Source organism: Acinetobacter sp. CIP 102637, assembly GCF_000368425.1.
Classification (GTDB): Bacteria; Pseudomonadota; Gammaproteobacteria; order Pseudomonadales; family Moraxellaceae; genus Acinetobacter; species Acinetobacter parvus.
In genome coordinates, this window is sequence record NZ_KB849435.1 from 1,736,405 (window position 1) to 1,753,506 (window position 17,102).

The window sequence follows — 17,102 nt, forward strand, 5'->3', positions numbered from 1 at the left end:
AATGTTGCTACTTACAACAGCCCGCATACATTTATCTCTATTTTTGTTTTTTTCTCAATGATCAAAGCTTCCTAATTTCTATACATTACAATTTTAAAAACTGTTTCGGTGTGACACCTGTCCAGCGTTTAAAAGCACGTCCAAAGGCACTCTGATCCGCATAGTTTAAACGCTCGGCAATTTCGGAAAATGACTTGCCCTGTTGCAGATAAAGCTTGCTTTGCTCCAGACGGTATTGATCCAGAATATCCTGAAAGTTCAATTGATAGCTCTTGAGCTGACGCTGCAAGGTACGTTCAGAGCAGTACAAACGTTTGGCGACATAACTCTGTAAAACTTCCTCTTGCTGCAACAAGCCCTGCTCAATATAGCTCTGGATTTTCTGCCGAAATTGTTGTTGCTGTGCCTCAAAGGAACTCATGCTATTTAACGATTGCTGAGCCTGATGAGAGAGCACATGATTCAACTGTTGATCCGCGGCAATACTTTTCGCCTGCAAAATCTGATTGGAAAAACGAATTGCATATTGTCCAGCCTGTACCTGAATGGCACAGCCATAAAATTTTTCAAAATGATATAACGCAGTATTCGGCGCATAACCAAATTGAATCATTTGCGGTGGCACCAGGGCATCCTGAACAATTGACTGGGCAATTTTAAAAATCAACGCCAAATTTAGCTCATACATTTCCCGATAATCACTATAAGACGCACTCCAAACAATTTGAATATAATCAGAAAACTGCTGAACATTCAGTTGTTCTAAATTGGTCTGTTTAAAGACTAAAGAATAATAACGTTGTAAAAGCTGTAACGCCTGTTGCAGATCTAAACTGGTTGAAGCCAAATATCCCATTAAACCCAAATCTTGCAAATTGGCATGTTCAGCCAATACTAATGTAATCGGTCGAGGGAAATAAGCTTGTGCAGATTGCAAAAGCAATGCATAACGTTCGACATCAAAATCATGCTCATCTGGATTTTCTAAACAGGCATGAAAAGCTTGCCAAAGTTCAGGTGCAACAACTTTAGACAAATCAATGTGTTCCTGCTGTAGGACACGATTCAACAACCGTAGGTATCCAATAATAATTTTAACTGACATATGCCGATCTCATCCTGATCTGTCGTTATTTGTATAAAACTTGGCTGTAACTGTCAAAACATTTCATCGGACTTTTTCCATACTGAGTTTATGCAAAAGACAAGGAATAGCAAAAATGAATGCACATGTTTCCTATCAGGCTGATCCAATTGTAAGAACAAACCTAGACTTTCACCTCAATGAGGCTCCACGTTTCTGGTTTGGTGGCGATCCATTCCGTACCCGCATATTTGATGCATTAAGCCTGACATTTCCTGATGGCGAACGCTACTTCATTGAATGTGTACGTTTATTCCGCGACAAGATCAATGATCCTGAGCTACAGGAACGTGTGGCAGACTTTATTCGTCAAGAAGCCCAGCACGGCATTGCCCATGACAAAATGAACCAGATCATGAAAGAACAAGGCATGCCTGTGGATCAGTTCACCAACCGTTTGAAAAAAATATTTAGATTTGAGTTGAAGAATCGCTCACCACAATACAATATTGCCATGACGGCCGCGGCTGAACATTTAACCGCCCTGATGGCAGATACATTCTATAGTAAGAAAGAAACATTGGCAGAGGCTGATCCTTTTGTTCGCGCGCTGTTCGCATGGCATGCAATTGAGGAAATGGAACATCGTGATGTGGCTTTTGATGTCATGCAACAGGTCGGTGAAGTACCAGAATTGACTCGCCGTTCCGCCCTTGTCATTACGACCTTGTTAATGTTTGGCTTCACACTTTACCGTACCGATGTCATGCTTAAGACTGATGGTTTTAGCTTTAGGCAGCGTCTTGACATGGCACGCAAGGGCTTGCCGTGGTTCTTTGGGCGCAGAGGTATTTTGACGGCAAAAAGAGAACAGTATAGCGACTGGTTTAAAAAAGATTTTCATCCAAACCAACATCCGATTATTCGCCAGTATGATGTCTGGATTGATACATTGGCTAAAACCAATGACCCAATCGCTGCGGGCGAGGCTTTTTGGCAAGCTGGTCTATAAAACTCCCGTCATCCCTCTTTAAAAAGAGGGATTTTTTTGATGAGGATTACCATTTGGCGTAATGCTGTTCTAATAATCCATATTCATTGTTCAAAATCACCAGTTCAACATTTTCATGTTCAATCGTACCGCCGATTTTCGCTTGCCACTGATTAAACTGGCTACCGATCAAACGTAAGTTAATATTTTCAAAACGACACCAACCTGTTTCAACTAGTAAATTCAATCGCTCATCTAAAGAACGAACTGACCAACAATTCTCATTTTGTTGCTCAAATAAGATATCGGTAAGTGGATATAAGCGCCCATCCACCCACAATGCATTTTCATTGCCAAAACTTTCATTGACACCTGATGCAAGGTTCAAACCAATTCGGCAGCCATTTTCATCGCGGAACTGGCAGGAGAGCCAGAACCATGCTGTTTCAGGGCGTAGAAAACCACAGGTATCATCCAGTGCAGCTAGGCTGTGAGAATTAAATTCGATCTGCTGTTGATCTGGACTAATGAAAAAGCCTTCTACAGCTAAAGAGGTTTGTTTTTGTGTATATGTCCAACCATTAATTCCTGTTGGGCTACATAAACTGAGTGCATCCGTACCCGCACAGAAGATACGGGCTTTCAACTGCACTTCCCCATGTCTGGTCACCTGAATGTAACGCACACCATTGGCATGCTGCATATCGAATTGATAGGCAGATTTCTTAAAATAACTTTGACTAAATAACGGTTGTTCATCCAGATGGGTTTTCAACGCCAGTGGCTGGATCGCATTCCATTCAATCACCTTTCCTGAAAGATGGTCATAAACATAGAAAAAGCCATGCCCTGCCCATGATAGATCGACAATCGCAATACCAATGCTGTAATGCTCATGTTGTAAACCACAGAATTTAAATTTCTTATATTTAAGCTGCTTGCGCCAGCCTTTTAGTACTTGGCCATAAGGCGTTTTATAAATATAGTCGTCCAAATTGATCTGTGAAGGTATCTGATCAAAACGCCCATAACGAGGCTGACCATTTTTCTGTATCAATTTCACAAGATTTTCCCCAACTCAATTATAACGTAAATGCCGTTCTGACCTGATTCTTACCATTGTGCTTGGCTTGGTACATCGCCTTATCCGCCTGCTCAAACAAGCCTGTATAATCAAAACCACTAAAAGCTGTACTACTTACCCCAAAACAGGCCTTGATAGAGAGTGGTTCATTTTCCTTAACTTCAATTGCCGTTTGCTCCAATGCCTTACGGCATGTCTCTGCCACCAGCACCGCATTTTCAATCGAGGTAAATGGCAGCAGAATCACAAATTCCTCACCTCCATAGCGCCCAATCACATCACTGGTTCGCAGGTTTTTCCGCAATATACTGGCAACGTGTTTCAACACCAGATCACCCTGATGATGTCCATATTGATCATTAATATTTTTAAAATTATCAATATCCACCATAATCAATGATGTTTCTCGATGGGTAATTTGTGCCTGCTGCATCTGTAAATCAATAATTTGATTCACTCCACGGCGATTCAACAGCCCTGTTAACTCATCAGTAGAACTGAGTTTTTCTATTTTTGAATTATAGCGCCGCCAACGTTCCACACTAATATCAAACAAGGTGATGGTGAATGCAGCATATAAGGTGGTATAAAACATGGAGTAAATAATCTGGGGATTTTGAACATCCTTATGCAACAAGGTATAAGGTTTATAGGCCAGCGCATAATCCAGATAGCCAGTCACCGTAAGACCAGCTAAAATATAGTATGCAAAGACATAAAAGGCCAGACCAAAATAGACCACAAATCGGGGATATAATAATAATGCGGTAAAGGCAATCCCCATAAAGATAATACCATTCAGAAGGTTCAGCAAACCTACCCCAATTGGCAGTCCCAACAATGAGAATGGATAATAAACAGATAAAAACATCACATAGTAAATATGCAGGTCTGGCTTTTTTTTAATAAAATAACCCAATAAAATAAAAAATATATTTAATATAATGATGCCAGGAAACAGCCATTGGAACCGAATAAGCAATTCAGTATTTGCCAATGGATGATACATGTATTTTATTTGGATAAAATAGATCACGACTGCGGTAAAACTGGCATACCACAGTATTGATTGGGATTTTTTGACTAAATCCCAGTCCAGAATAACTAGAAAAGCTTTACTAATATATCTAGGTAAGGAATATTTCATCCCCCGTAATCCTATGTGATTACATCCATGTAAAAACCTAATGACCATATAATGTCATTAGACATAAATTTACCTTAATCCTAGCATATAATTTTTTAGTTTTATAAGTCGACCATCGGAATACCATCAATTTTCGCGACAGTCATCAAGTCTTTATCACCACGACCTGAAACTGTGGCAATAATGATCTGGTCTTTCGACATGGTTGGGGCAAGCTTGCTGACATAGGCCATCGCATGTGAACTTTCAAGTGCAGGAATAATCCCTTCAATCTGTGTTAAATCACGGAAGCCTTGTAGTGCTTCATCATCTTTAATTGGCACATATTTAACACGATGCATATCTTTTAAGAAGCTATGCTCTGGACCAACACCTGGATAATCCAAACCTGCTGAAATACTATGGGTTTCAATAATTTGACCTTGCTCATCCGACATGAGGTAAGTACGGTTACCATGTAATACACCCACATGACCTGCATTCAATGGTGCAGAGTGCTTGCCTGTTTCAATACCATAGCCTGCGGCTTCAACACCGTACATTTTCACATCCTGATCATTCAGGAATGGATAGAACAGACCCATCGCATTTGAGCCACCGCCAACACAAGCCACCAAGGCATCAGGTAAACGTCCTGCCTGCTCCTGAATCTGGCGGCGCGCTTCACGGCCAATAATCGACTGGAAATCACGCACCAACTGCGGATATGGATGTGGACCAGCAACCGTACCAATCACATAGTAAGTGCTATCAACATTGGTGACCCAGTCACGCATTGCTTCGTTCATGGCATCTTTCAATGTTTTTGAACCACTTTGCACAGGCACAACAGTCGCGCCAAGCAAACGCATGCGATATACATTCATTGCCTGACGTTTTACGTCTTCAGCACCCATGTACACTACACATTCCATACCCAAACGCGCTGCAATGGTTGCGGTCGCAACGCCATGCTGCCCTGCGCCTGTTTCAGCAATAATACGTTTTTTACCAGACAACTTTGCCAAGAGTGCCTGACCAATGGTGTTGTTGACCTTGTGTGAACCCGTATGGTTCAGGTCTTCACGCTTGAGGTAAATCTGCGCACCGCCGAGATGCTGTGACCATCTTTCAGCATGATAAAGTGGGCTAGGACGACCAACATAGTACGCAAGATCACGGTCAAACTCAGCCAGAAACTGAGCATCATTTTTCATACGACCATAAAGACTTTCCAAGTCTTCAAGTGCAGCCATCAGCGTTTCTGATACAAAACGCCCACCATGAATCCCGAAATGCCCCTGAGCATCTGGAAACTGGGTGTAGTCAATCGCCTGATTTTGTTGACTAAGGTTTTGCTGATCCACGTTGGACTCCTTGCATAAATTTTTCAATGAGTTGTTGGTCTTTTATACCTTTTGCGGACTCTACGCCTCCGCTGACATCCACAGCAAAAGCTGCTGTAGTATCAATAGCGTCACTCACATTTTCAGGGGTTAATCCGCCTGCCAAAATCAGTGGAATATCGAGTTGGGGAAATTGGTTCCAGTCGAAACTGTGTCCCGTGCCACCTTTCAGCTCAGGATGCCACGCATCAAGTAGAACCGCACTGGCTCCAACAGCTTGATAGCGCTGAATTTCAGCCACCACATCCATATCTGGTTGAACCTGTATGGCCTTATACCAACGGCGTTTGCATTGTGCCGCAATCTGCTGGCATTGTTCAGGACTTTCATCACCATGTAGTTGTAATACATCTAAAGGAACTGAATCAAGTACGCTTTGTATTTCTTCTGCACTCGCATTTACAAACAGGCCAACCAGTTGCACATAAGGTGGAATAAGTTTTGCCAACGATTGCGCTTGCTCAATAGTCACATAGCGAGGACTAGGCGGGAAAAATACAAAACCGATTGCATCTGCGCCTGCCTGCACCACAGATTGAATATCTTGTGCTCGAGTTATTCCACAAATCTTGGCGCGAGTTCGCATTTGAGATTGGCGCATGATGTGTCCAATTTAAAATGAATATTTTGAAACCATCGCATTGTAATGCAATTTGACTCACTTGGGGCAAAGTTCATTTCGAAATACGATTGTTTAAAAAACTTTAACACTTTATACTTCGCCCAATATCGCAACAAGTCTAAAGCAAATTCTTTTGCTTATAGGGAAGTTGGTGAAAATCCAACACTGCCCTCGCAACGGTAACACCGAATTATTAATCAAGCTCAACGCCAAATCACTGCATCTGAATGATGTGGGAAGATGATTAATAGCATCGTCATTGTGATGATATAGTGAAGTCCGGAGACCTGCTTGTTGTTTATTTCCACTTTAACATTCACGACGGGTGAATGTATGGAGCGACATCATGTCTACTATTTTTCAACCGACAAGTTTAGTTGGTGCTATCGCTATTGCGATGGGGTTTTCTTCAACTACTTTTGCTCAAGATCAATCAAGCGCGAAAACTGCGACGCTAGATACGATTGTTGTGACGGCATCTCGTTCTGAAGAAAAGTTAAAGAATGTTCCTGCACGTCTGACTGTGATTGATCAAAAAACGATTGAAAAGAATCCTGCTCTCAACTTATCAGATTTAATTCAGCGTGATCCTTCTGTTTTTGTCAAACAAAGTGGCGGAATAGGTCAGATCACGGAAATCTCAATTCGTGGAACTCGACCAAATCACACTCTCATATTAAAAGATGGCGCTCGTCTAAATAGCCAAAACCACCTTGCTGCAATTTATCCATCATTTCTTGATTCATCTGATCTTGAACAGATAGAAATTCTTAAAGGTCCAGCATCTGTACAATATGGAACAGATGCAATTGGTGGAGTGGCTCAAATGATAACCTCAACTCCAACAAAAAATAGCGGTTTTATTACAGGTATCTATGGGGAAAATAATACCTATAAAGCCATTGCGGGAGCTGACCTTATTCAAGATGGTTTTTATGCACAAATTAGAGGACAACGTCTAGAAAGTGATGGAACACGAATACTAGATAATCAAAGCAAAGATCAAAAAGCTGCTTACGATCAGAAAGGTTACAGTGCAAAAGTAGGTTACGACAATAAAAAGAACATTAAAACTGACCTGTCAATCAGTCAGAATGAAGGGCTGAGTCAATTCTACAATTACATGACTATCAAAAATAATGCAGAGCGTATATTTGAGAACCGCCTGATTAATTCAAGCATTCAATATGGTTTTGCTGAAAATCTTACATTATCTGCACGTTATTCAAACTTTATTGATAACCAACAAATAAAAGATAGTGATCCAGACCATTTTGATACAGAAAACAATGAAGGTGATCTAAACTTAAACTGGAATATAGACTCTAAGAATAATTTACTCGCAGGTGTAACTTATCTAAAATCAGATTTTAAAAGTAATGATGTAAAAGATAAAAAGCAAAGTATCGATTCTATCGGTTATTATGTTCAACATCAGTATAAGACAGATAAGCTAAATACGCAGGTTGGTGTTCGTACTGAAGATAATGAACTATTCGGTACACATACAATCGGTCAAGGAGCTGTTCGTTATCAAGTATTACCAGAAACAAGTATTTATGCCAATGTCGGATCAGCTTTTAAAGCCCCATCCCTAACAGAACTCTATTATTTTTCAGAAAAGTCCTATGGAAATACCTATGGTAATCCTGATCTAAAACCAGAAGAAAGTATTTCCTATGAAATTGGTGTAGATCAAAGAATTGGGCAAAACCTAAATGCCTTTTTATCTGCTTACCATACTGAAATAAAAAATTTAATCAGCTATAAATACTCAAGCCCGAACTCAACGTATATCAACATAGATAAAGCTGAAATCAATGGTGGTGAGCTAGGTCTTAAATGGAAAAAAGATGACCTATTCCTAAACACAGAATACGCTTATGTTGATTCAAAAGATAAAAAGACTGATCTGATAGTTGCATATAAGCCTAAACAGACCCTCACTTTAACGACTGGACTTGAAAATTCAATTTATGGAATAAGCGCCTCAATTATCGCACGCTCAGATATTTATGCAGATAATGCCAATAAAGTTAAAGCTCCTGGTTATGCAACCGTTGATTTAAACATGTACTGGAATATCAACCCTAATATTAAAGTTTTCAGTAATATTGAGAATATGGGTGATGTTGAGTACAGAACTGCTGATAATTTTGGTGATGGTTGGTATGTAAACGGTGGTCGCCAAGCTTCTGTGGGTGTCACTCTTCGTTATTAATCGTGCAATCTAGATAATAAAAATATTTTCTTAACTCCAGTTTCGGGATAATGTTCTGACCGACATTATCCCCTTTTTATTTTAGGACAAGAGCAACAGAACTATGGGACATCGTTTAAGCAAGATTTATACACGCACTGGCGATTCAGGTACAACGGGTTTAGGAGATGGTTCACGGATTGCCAAGGACGATTTACGCATCACTGCACTGGGTGATGTGGATGAACTGAACGCGACCGTTGGTGTACTCCGCGCACAAATCACTGCCAGCCAAATTGCAGATAAAGACCACTGGGACAAAAGTCTGAGCCTGATTCAGCACTGGCTGTTCGATTTAGGCGGTGAGGTATGCATTCCCAACTACCATTTACTCCAACCCGTTTGTATTGAATTTCTTGAAAAAGAAATTGACCGTATGAATGAAAGTCTGCCAATGCTGAAAGATTTTATCCTCCCATCAGGCACTTTGGCCTGTAGTTATGCGCATCAGGCGCGTGCTGTCTGCCGTCGTGCTGAGCGTGCCCTGATGTCGGTGCATACACGCGATCAAAATATTCAGGCAACCGCTTTACAATTACTCAATCGTTTATCAGACTGGCTGTTTGTGGCTTCACGCAGTTTACAGCGTGCCGAGGGTGGTAGCGAAGTGCTGTGGCAGAAGAATATCAATGACAGTATTGATCCAGCATAAAGATGGTTTAGGTAGAAAATAAATGCGAATTATTGGTCATCGTGGGGCACGTGGAGAAGCGCCTGAAAATACGCTGGGTGGTTTTCGTTATTTGCATGATCTAGGGGTACGAGCTGTCGAGTTTGACGTGCGGCAACTACAGGATGGTCAGTTAATTGTCATCCATGATGATAATTTTCAGCGTACCACAGGCCGTTCACAGCATGTTGAAAGTTGTGATTTGGCCACAGCACAGCAGTTTGATCATCGTCATCAATGGCAGGCTTGGGAAAATGAAGAATACACCCCACATTTAACCGATGTAATGGCATGTTTAACCGAGTTTGAACACATTGAAGTTGAAATCAAGGCCGTTGCAGATGAAGCAGCGGCTGAACGCCTGATCTTAAGCCTGCATAATGAACTCAAGGGCTTTAAAAAGAACGCAACCATTACCAGCTTTGATGTGAAGATTTTAACCGCCTTACAGCAACATCACAGCCATTTTAAACGTGGCTTGCTGGTTGAAATTCCACTTGGTGAATATGCGATTGAACTGGCCCAGCAATATGGATGCTGCCAGATTGGCTGGAAAGACCAACTGGCAACCGATGAAATCATTAAACTTACTCACCAAGCAAAACTTGATATTAGCGTCTGGACTGTGAATGATGTGGAACGGGCAAAATATTTACAGCAGTTAGGAATACAAGGCTTAATCACCGATGTACCAAGCACCATGCTCAGATCTTTGTGCTTGTAAAAATCGCTGTATCAACAATTAAAATATGGGATTGGGGCGAATACACCCCCCTTTTTCTACGATTCATCTTTTAGGTTGTGCCTGAATCAGACGCTGCCCTTTAGCATCAAGCAGATATAAATTTGCACCATCAAACTGGAAACGCTCAACCCGCTGAATGAGATCCATCAAATCTGCTTCCTGCGCCAAAGCCTTAGGGCAACTATCGTGTCCAGCCATAACATCAAAATCAAGTTTCTGCTGAGCAAAGTCATATGTATAACGACCATAAATAGCGTTACAGCCTGTATGACCAGAGACAGTCTTTGTCACCGAGTTAAGCAGGAAACTCGGATACTGGTTAAAAAACAATGCACGCCTATTCTGAACGGTCATAATTTGCCATTTAATATCCTGCACACCATCGCTACTTTTACGAACCTGCATTGCAGGAGGCTGAACCACACGTTTCGGTTGCAAGGTGGTTTTCTGCACTGTTTTGGGTTGACTCTGGCAGGCAGCCACCATCACAACAGCCGACAGAATCAAAGTTTTATGAAAAAAAGATTTCATGGAAAAAATCGGATTTTTCATGGTAATTTGCTCACACATTGATTTGTTTCACCTTTTAATCAATATACCAGTTAGGCAAGCGGAATTCTATTACGGTTCTTTCAGTACAACTGTAGAATAATGCTAGTGTTCATTTATCTGGGCGTGCTAATATCAATAATAAAATAGCAATATATCGTTGTGATTGGTTTTGCTATCTCGTTTAGTTTTATTATCTTGTACAAACAAGGTTACTAGGAGCGCTGACGGATATGACTTCCGCCCCACTCAAAAAAGCACCCATTAACTGGACTGCTAGCATTACCTTAATTGGAACACCAATTCTTGCGATTATTCTAATCCCTTTATACGCTTATTATTATGATTTTAGTGTAAGTGCCTGGGTCAGTTTATTTTTTCTTTTGGCATTAAGCAGCCTGGGAATTACAGCAGGTTATCACCGTCTTTGGGCACACCGTGCCTATGAGGCCGCTTTACCACTTAAAATCCTGTTGATGATTGGCGGTACTTTCGCTGTCCAGAACAGTATCCTGTTTTGGGCTTCAGGCCACCGCACCCATCACCGTCATGTTGATGATGTCGATCAGGATCCGTATTCAATCAAACGTGGTTTCTGGTATGCACATCTGGGCTGGATGATTCGCGACCATTCACCCTCTGAACCTGATTACAAAAATGCACCTGACTTAATTAATGACAAGCTGGTGATGTTCCAGCATAAATACTATGTGCCAATGGTCATTGCAGTTCATGTGGGCTTATTGGGTGGTGTTGGCTGGGCAGTCGGCGATGTTTGGGGTGTCGTTCTGCTGGGTGGTTTACTACGTCTGATCATTAGCCATCATGTGACATTCTTCATCAACTCACTGTGCCATATGTGGGGTAAACGTCCTTATACTGATGAAAATACCGCACGTGATAATTTTATCCTAGCGATTCTCACTTGGGGTGAGGGATATCATAACTACCATCACATTTTCCAGTACGACTACCGTAATGGGGTAAAATGGTGGCAATACGACCCAACCAAATGGTTGATCTGGACCAGCTCTAAACTTGGTCTGGCTAAAAATTTACGTCGTATTCCAAGCTTTAATATCCAGAAAGCTGAACTTGCGATGAAGTTTAAATATGCTGAACAAGATCTCGCGATTTATGGTCATGATGTCAATACTGACATCTTGCAAATGAAACAACGTATTGCTCAAGAATATGAAGCTTTTACATTAACTCTAAACGATTGGGCGAAGTTAAAAGAGCAAGAGCTACAAGCAAAAAAAGCAGCAATGGCCGAAAAAATCCATCAAATGGATCATAAGCTTAAGGTTGATTTCCAGTTGCTTGAACATCGTCTTGCTCACCATCGTGAATGTTTGGAAACATTGATGCGTAACATCAAAAAAGCGCCTGTTTCAGAATAAAAAATACTCAATAAAATGGTCTCTTTAGAGGCCATTTTTTATGCTTATTTAAATATTCAGTTCATAACCACAATTCACTATTTTAGACCTATCTTTGTTATAGTCATCATTCAGCTTCTTGCCATGATATTGACCTATGCATTTCAATCCTCGCTATCCATCTCTTAATTCAAAACTCTATCATCAGCAACAACCAAGTCCTTTACGTGGTGCAAAAGCAGGTCATTTCAATGAGGCTTTGGCAAATGAGTTGCAATGGAATGTAGAGGATAAAGCCAATTGGGTTGAGATTTGTAGCGGACAAAAAACCTTTGCTGAATTTCCTCCTTTGGCAATGGTCTATGCAGGACATCAATTTGGACAATGGGCTGGACAGTTGGGTGATGGTCGTGGTTTGTTGATTGGACAAATTCTCAATCGGCAGGGACAAACTATTGATCTTCATCTTAAGGGTGCGGGTTCAACCCCCTATTCACGTATGGGTGATGGTCGTGCGGTATTGCGTTCGGTGATTCGTGAATATCTGGCTGGACATGCACTGAATGCACTTGGTGTCGCTTCAAGTCATGCAGTCGGTTTTACTACATCGACACAAGGTGTACAACGTGAAACTCTTGAACTTGGTGCAATGTTATTACGCACATCTGAATGTCATATTCGTTTAGGTCATTTTGAGTGGATCAACCAATATGCCCCTGAACTTTTAACTGAATTTACGCAAAAATGTATTGAATGGCATTATCCAGAATGTTTAGAAGCAGAGAATCCTATTTTGGCGTTCACTGAGGCGGTGGTTGAAAGAACTGCCATTATGATTGCCAAATGGCAATTGGTCGGTTTTGCGCATGGAGTCATGAATACCGATAATTTAAATATTACAGGCTCAACCTTAGATTTTGGTCCGTATGGCTTTATGGAGCGTTTCCGCCCGAACTGGATTAATAACCACTCGGATTATCAAGGTCGTTATACCTATCAAAACCAACCGAGTATTGGACATTGGAATTTGTGGACATGGTTGAACAATCTTATTCCTTTAGCTACGCCTGAGCATAAAGAACAATTCAAACAAGATTTAGCAACTTGCTTAGAACAATTTGAACCAATCTTTTTAGAACATTATGGTCAGGGTTTAAGCCAAAAAATGGGACTTCCTCATTTTCATAAAGACAGTTTAGATTGTAGTTTTGCATTCTTACGGATTTTACAAACGGAACAACTCGACTATACGCAAAGTTTTATTCGCCTACAGAACAAGGAATATAAAGCCCTCCGTGATGATTGTTTAGATCTACGTCAGTTTGATGCTTTTCTCCATCAATATCAGGAGATTCGCAAAACTCAAGAGAGAGACGAGTTAGATCGAGTTATGCAAAGTGCTAACCCTCATTATATCTTACGCAACCACATGGCACAAAAAGCGATTGAACTAGCCGAACGTGGTGATTTTAGTGAGGTTGAACGTTTATTTAAGCTACTCAATCAGCCTTATCAAAAACAGCCTGAGTTGGAAACTGAACAAGATACTGCACCTTTACCAAGTAATGTGCCTGAAATTTCAGTAAGTTGTTCATCGTAGAAAATCAATGATGAAACTCAGGTTTGTAGTTGGATTTATAATACCAACTCTTTTCAGTGGACTGGCTTTTTATCATTATGGAAAGTTTCTGCCTACATTCACACCAACACACAAACCTCTTTCAGCACAAGTGATACAACAGCTCAATCAAACTAAACCCGTGACTTCAATTGAAGTATTTAAAAGCCAACGATTTCTACAATTGAAACATCAAGATGAAGTGATTCGAAGTTATCCGATTCGTTTAGGCTTTAACCCAATCGGGCATAAACAATTTGAAGGTGATGGCAAAACACCCGAAGGGACGTATTCAATCGACTGGCGTAATCCCAAAAGTGCTTACTATAAATCCTTGCATATTTCCTATCCAAATCAAAATGATCTTGCTTTCGCCAAACAGCAGCATCAATCTACAGGTGGAGACGTTATGATTCATGGAACAGTGCCTACACGGGCAGCTTCATTACCTTTAAGTGCAACATATATGCCTCGTAAAGATTGGACTTTGGGCTGCATTGCTGTCACTAATTCAGATATGGATGAAATATGGGCACTCGTCTCCAATCATACAAAGATCAATATTCATCCATAATTTTTTAAAACTATCCACATTTTCTGTGGATGATGTTGTGGTTATCCACAGGATAAAAACAAAGTTACTCACTCATCAGGATATTCAAAGCGGTAACCCACTCCATACACCGCCTGAATCCATTCATGACGATTTCCCGTTTCAGCCGCCTCAGTGATCTTGCGACGCAGGTTTTTAATATGGCTGTCTATCACCCGATCCGCCACATCAAAGCTGTCAGGGTTAATATGATCCAATAGTTGCGCCCGTGAATACACCTGCCCTAAATGCTCCAAAAACAATTCCAATAAACGGAATTCTGTCGGTGTTAAAGTGAGTGTTTTTTGCTGATACCAGATGCGTTGCTGCGCCTTATCAATACGGAATAAATCATCTTGTTCAGGTTCAGCGTTACGCTCCAAACGGCGCAACACCGCCTGTACGCGCGCAACCAGCTCTTTCGGGCTAAATGGTTTACAAATATAGTCATCTGCACCCATATTTAAGCCTAAAACACGATCAATTTCTTCAGTCCGTGCTGTTACCATGATAATCGGCAAATCAGACTGTTCACGTACTTTACGGCAAATGGTTAAACCATCCATACGAGGAACCATCAAGTCTAAAATCATGAGACTGGGTTTACGTTGTTGAAACTGGGTATAAGCATCCTGACCATCATGAAACATACTGACCTCAAAACCAGCCGCCTCCAAATAATCCCGAACCAGCTCTGCCAGTTCAACCTCATCCTCAACCACCATAATGTGTTTCATGGTCTTCATCCTATCCATTATCCTCAAGCAAAGAGGAGCTAAAAAGTTATTTGATCTGTTTTGGGAAAGTCAGCACACAACGCAATCCACCTAAAGGTGAATGATTAAAAGCAAGTGAACCACCTAAAGCCTGCGCAAGTTTACAAGACAAAGCCAAACCTAAACCTGTTCCGCCAGTGCTACGGGTACGGGAGTCATCCACACGATAAAAACGCTCGCCTAAACGCGCCAACTGCTCATCACTTACCCCAAATGGGCTATCATCCACATACAGTACCCATTCATGCTCATTTTGTTGAGTGTGAATCTGTATTTTTCCACCCTGTTCCGTGTAACGCACACAGTTCCCTAACAAATTGACGATAATCTGTTTAAAGCGGTCACGGTCTAAAGATAACAACGCACCCTCACCTGACAGTGAAACTTCCAACTGATTCTGCTCAAAAGTCGATTTAAAGTTGTCAACCTCCTGCAACACCACATCCCAAGGGTTGACTTCAGCAAAATAGCATTTCAACTGCTGCGCATCTGCCTGTGCCAAATCCGCCAAATCTTGTGTTAGCTTCTTTAAACTACTCACTTGACGCATCATTGCATCAAGGTGCTCGGGGGTTGCTTTACGAATTCCATCCTGCATCGCTTCAATCTGTGCTTGTAACACAGCCAAAGGTGTTTTTAATTCATGAGAAGTATCTGCGACCCATTGACGGCGCGATTCCTCATGTTGATGCAAAATATCAGCCAAATGATTCAGTTGATTAGATAAATCTCCCAACTCATCATTTCGCTTAATCACAACCTGATGTTGGTAATTTCCACGCGTTAATTCCAACGTCGCATTGAGCAAACGTTGAATTGGCTTTTTAAAATAAGTTGCCATCAATAATGCAGCCACCAAACTGGAAAGCACCGTTAAGGCATAAACTAAAAGCAAATAACGCTTTTGATTACTAAAGAAATTGATACTTGATGCATCATCCTGGTCCAATACGGGTTTTAAGCCGAGATAACCCACAACTTTTTGATCGACCAAAATTGGACGGTAGGCTATTTGATCAGTTGCAGGTTCGCCCACAATAAATTGGTGTTTTTCATCATATAAAGACAGTCTTGAACTTAAACCTAAACGATCTGGAATTGATACAAAACGCTTTTTAACGTGTTCAGATGATGAACTAGATTTGCTCTCTTGCTCGTCATCTTTCGCATCTTTCTTTACTCGAAATTGGCTCGGACTCAAAGGAAAACGTAAGCCTTCAAAGGGTTGATATTCTGATGGTAAATTTTGTTTAAGAATCTTTAATTCTTCATCATTAAAAATCTGACGATTTTTTAATTCGGTGTTGTTTTGAGCTAAAGTGGGTGAAAGCGATAATAAGGTATGGTCATTAAAATAACGTTGCTGTAAAGCAATATCATACTGACGGCGCAACCACCACTGAGACAAGCGATCATAATCATCAGGTGCTGCGTTCCCTTCAATTTGTAAAATCTGCGCCTGAATGGCATTCCCCCAGTCATGATAAACCGTATAAACATTACCTAGATTCGCAATCAAACGATCTAATTTTTGCATTTCCACATCAGCAACATAACGTGCAAAGTTCTTTTGCATGGTCCAATGCAATACCCCTAAACTGATTGTTGCAATCACTAAGGTAGTGAGTAATACCGTTAAAAATAAACGTATGGCTAAAGGCATGCGACGAACATTCAAAAGCGAAATCTCAATAGTGTTCTATTTATGGATTGTAACCAACATGGTTCAAAAAAACTCTCCATTCTTTCTTCATCTTTATTATCTAATCTTTAACAATCGAATCTTAACTGACTACGCAGGATAAAATAATGAACAAGACAAAAATTGTATTAATGACAACTCTTCTCGGTTCTGTTTTAGGTTTGGCTGCCTGCCAAGTAACACCTTCAGAACAGGGAATGAATCATGATCGCCACCGCCACGAAATGCAACGTCAAGCGCCAACCCCTGAACAGCGTGCGGAACTGCAAGCTAAACGCGAACAACGTCAAGAACAGCGAGAACAAATGCGTGAAGAACATCGACTACAGAGAGCACAGATCGAGAAAGCCTGTCAGGGCAAACGTATTGGTGACCGTGTCAACATCCAATGGAACAACCGTACCATTGAGGGGACATGCGAAGTGCGCTTTACCCCAGATCAGGCCAACTTTAAACGTCAGGCTTAATTACCTCTCCCTCCTCTTCCTCAAGGGC

Annotated in this window: 16 protein-coding genes and 1 riboswitch; of the genes, 8 read left to right on the forward strand and 8 right to left on the reverse strand. The window is 41.0% G+C overall.

The annotated features are described in order from the left end of the window. Positions 1 to 85: 85 nt before the first annotated feature. The gene (locus F967_RS11345) at positions 86 to 1,105 is read right to left on the reverse strand and encodes an AraC family transcriptional regulator (RefSeq protein WP_004799974.1); all 1,020 of its coding nucleotides are present in this window, start codon (positions 1,103 to 1,105) and stop codon (positions 86 to 88) included. Between the two features lie 115 nt (positions 1,106 to 1,220). On the opposite strand from F967_RS11345, the gene F967_RS11350 reads away from it, so the two are divergent. After that, the gene (locus F967_RS11350) at positions 1,221 to 2,096 is read left to right on the forward strand and encodes a metal-dependent hydrolase (RefSeq protein ID WP_004762023.1); all 876 of its coding nucleotides are present in this window, start codon (positions 1,221 to 1,223) and stop codon (positions 2,094 to 2,096) included. 46 nt (positions 2,097 to 2,142) lie between these two features. On the opposite strand, the gene F967_RS11355 is transcribed toward F967_RS11350, so the two are convergent. The 4 genes from F967_RS11355 to F967_RS11370 all read right to left on the reverse strand — a co-directional run bounded on the left by F967_RS11355 (position 2,143) and on the right by F967_RS11370 (position 6,292). After that, on the reverse strand, positions 2,143 to 3,138 hold the full coding sequence (locus tag F967_RS11355; protein WP_004799976.1) for a DUF2804 domain-containing protein: 996 nt from the start codon (positions 3,136 to 3,138) through the stop codon (positions 2,143 to 2,145). A gap of 19 nt (positions 3,139 to 3,157) precedes the next feature. Then, positions 3,158 to 4,306 (reverse strand): GGDEF domain-containing protein, encoded by a 1,149-nt coding sequence (locus tag F967_RS11360; RefSeq protein ID WP_004799978.1) that lies wholly within the window; start codon positions 4,304 to 4,306, stop codon positions 3,158 to 3,160. Positions 4,307 to 4,407: 101 nt separating this feature from the next. Then, positions 4,408 to 5,652 carry a tryptophan synthase subunit beta gene (gene trpB, locus F967_RS11365; RefSeq protein ID WP_004762028.1) on the reverse strand — a complete coding sequence of 415 codons (1,245 nt, stop codon included), beginning with the start codon at positions 5,650 to 5,652 and terminating at the stop codon, positions 4,408 to 4,410. After that, positions 5,633 to 6,292, reverse strand: a complete 660-nt coding sequence (locus tag F967_RS11370; RefSeq protein ID WP_004799979.1) for a phosphoribosylanthranilate isomerase — start codon at positions 6,290 to 6,292, stop codon at positions 5,633 to 5,635. Before F967_RS11370 ends, trpB begins: the two co-directional genes overlap by 20 nt. Before the next feature lie 118 nt (positions 6,293 to 6,410). Continuing rightward, a riboswitch (cobalamin riboswitch) is annotated at positions 6,411 to 6,623 on the forward strand. Between the two features lie 36 nt (positions 6,624 to 6,659). Between F967_RS11370 and F967_RS11375 the strand changes: the two genes are divergently transcribed. The 3 genes from F967_RS11375 to F967_RS11385 all read left to right on the forward strand — a co-directional run bounded on the left by F967_RS11375 (position 6,660) and on the right by F967_RS11385 (position 9,967). Next, positions 6,660 to 8,534 carry a TonB-dependent receptor plug domain-containing protein gene (locus F967_RS11375; protein WP_004799980.1) on the forward strand — a complete coding sequence of 625 codons (1,875 nt, stop codon included), beginning with the start codon at positions 6,660 to 6,662 and terminating at the stop codon, positions 8,532 to 8,534. 103 nt (positions 8,535 to 8,637) lie between these two features. Beyond that, on the forward strand, positions 8,638 to 9,225 hold the full coding sequence (locus tag F967_RS11380; RefSeq protein WP_004799982.1) for a cob(I)yrinic acid a,c-diamide adenosyltransferase: 588 nt from the start codon (positions 8,638 to 8,640) through the stop codon (positions 9,223 to 9,225). A 22-nt stretch (positions 9,226 to 9,247) separates the two neighbouring features. Next, the gene (locus F967_RS11385) at positions 9,248 to 9,967 is read left to right on the forward strand and encodes a glycerophosphodiester phosphodiesterase (protein WP_004799984.1); all 720 of its coding nucleotides are present in this window, start codon (positions 9,248 to 9,250) and stop codon (positions 9,965 to 9,967) included. 63 nt (positions 9,968 to 10,030) lie between these two features. Here F967_RS11385 and F967_RS11390 read toward each other — a convergent pair whose 3' ends face one another. Then, positions 10,031 to 10,558 (reverse strand): META domain-containing protein, encoded by a 528-nt coding sequence (locus tag F967_RS11390; RefSeq protein WP_004799986.1) that lies wholly within the window; start codon positions 10,556 to 10,558, stop codon positions 10,031 to 10,033. Between the two features lie 212 nt (positions 10,559 to 10,770). Here F967_RS11390 and F967_RS11395 point away from each other — a divergent pair, with 212 nt between their 5' ends. From F967_RS11395 to F967_RS11405, 3 genes are all read left to right on the forward strand, one after another. Next, a complete protein-coding gene (locus tag F967_RS11395; protein WP_004799988.1) occupies positions 10,771 to 11,940 on the forward strand; it encodes an acyl-CoA desaturase in 1,170 nt (389 codons plus the stop codon). Positions 11,941 to 12,076: 136 nt separating this feature from the next. Further along, the gene (locus F967_RS11400; protein ID WP_004799995.1) at positions 12,077 to 13,519 is read left to right on the forward strand and encodes a protein adenylyltransferase SelO; all 1,443 of its coding nucleotides are present in this window, start codon (positions 12,077 to 12,079) and stop codon (positions 13,517 to 13,519) included. 10 nt (positions 13,520 to 13,529) lie between these two features. Next, a complete protein-coding gene (locus F967_RS11405) occupies positions 13,530 to 14,111 on the forward strand; it encodes a L,D-transpeptidase family protein (protein ID WP_034431268.1) in 582 nt (193 codons plus the stop codon). Between the two features lie 68 nt (positions 14,112 to 14,179). Here the strand turns inward: F967_RS11405 and F967_RS11410 are convergent, their stop codons facing one another. Both F967_RS11410 and baeS read right to left on the reverse strand, forming a co-directional pair. Beyond that, positions 14,180 to 14,866 (reverse strand): response regulator transcription factor, encoded by a 687-nt coding sequence (locus tag F967_RS11410; RefSeq protein WP_004799999.1) that lies wholly within the window; start codon positions 14,864 to 14,866, stop codon positions 14,180 to 14,182. Between the two features lie 46 nt (positions 14,867 to 14,912). Continuing rightward, on the reverse strand, positions 14,913 to 16,583 hold the full coding sequence (gene baeS / locus F967_RS11415; RefSeq protein ID WP_034431150.1) for a sensor histidine kinase efflux regulator BaeS: 1,671 nt from the start codon (positions 16,581 to 16,583) through the stop codon (positions 14,913 to 14,915). Positions 16,584 to 16,714: 131 nt separating this feature from the next. On the opposite strand from baeS, the gene F967_RS11420 reads away from it, so the two are divergent. Then, on the forward strand, positions 16,715 to 17,074 hold the full coding sequence (locus tag F967_RS11420) for a hypothetical protein (protein ID WP_004800003.1): 360 nt from the start codon (positions 16,715 to 16,717) through the stop codon (positions 17,072 to 17,074). The last annotated feature ends 28 nt before the right edge of the window (positions 17,075 to 17,102 follow it).

Excerpts from the sequence above, each read along its gene's own strand:
- F967_RS11345 (WP_004799974.1), bottom strand. The coding sequence starts at position 1,105 with ATGTCAGTTAAAATTATTATTGGATACCTACGGTTGTTGAATCGTGTC.
- F967_RS11350 (WP_004762023.1), top strand. The coding sequence starts at position 1,221 with ATGAATGCACATGTTTCCTATCAGGCTGATCCAATTGTAAGAACAAAC.
- F967_RS11360 (WP_004799978.1), bottom strand. The coding sequence starts at position 4,306 with ATGAAATATTCCTTACCTAGATATATTAGTAAAGCTTTTCTAGTTATT.
- F967_RS11370 (WP_004799979.1), bottom strand. The coding sequence starts at position 6,292 with ATGCGCCAATCTCAAATGCGAACTCGCGCCAAGATTTGTGGAATAACT.
- F967_RS11375 (WP_004799980.1), top strand. The coding sequence starts at position 6,660 with ATGTCTACTATTTTTCAACCGACAAGTTTAGTTGGTGCTATCGCTATT.
- F967_RS11380 (WP_004799982.1), top strand. The coding sequence starts at position 8,638 with ATGGGACATCGTTTAAGCAAGATTTATACACGCACTGGCGATTCAGGT.
- F967_RS11385 (WP_004799984.1), top strand. The coding sequence starts at position 9,248 with ATGCGAATTATTGGTCATCGTGGGGCACGTGGAGAAGCGCCTGAAAAT.
- F967_RS11390 (WP_004799986.1), bottom strand. The coding sequence starts at position 10,558 with ATGTGTGAGCAAATTACCATGAAAAATCCGATTTTTTCCATGAAATCT.
- F967_RS11395 (WP_004799988.1), top strand. The coding sequence starts at position 10,771 with ATGACTTCCGCCCCACTCAAAAAAGCACCCATTAACTGGACTGCTAGC.
- F967_RS11400 (WP_004799995.1), top strand. The coding sequence starts at position 12,077 with ATGCATTTCAATCCTCGCTATCCATCTCTTAATTCAAAACTCTATCAT.
- F967_RS11405 (WP_034431268.1), top strand. The coding sequence starts at position 13,530 with ATGAAACTCAGGTTTGTAGTTGGATTTATAATACCAACTCTTTTCAGT.
- F967_RS11410 (WP_004799999.1), bottom strand. The coding sequence starts at position 14,866 with ATGAAACACATTATGGTGGTTGAGGATGAGGTTGAACTGGCAGAGCTG.
- F967_RS11420 (WP_004800003.1), top strand. The coding sequence starts at position 16,715 with ATGAACAAGACAAAAATTGTATTAATGACAACTCTTCTCGGTTCTGTT.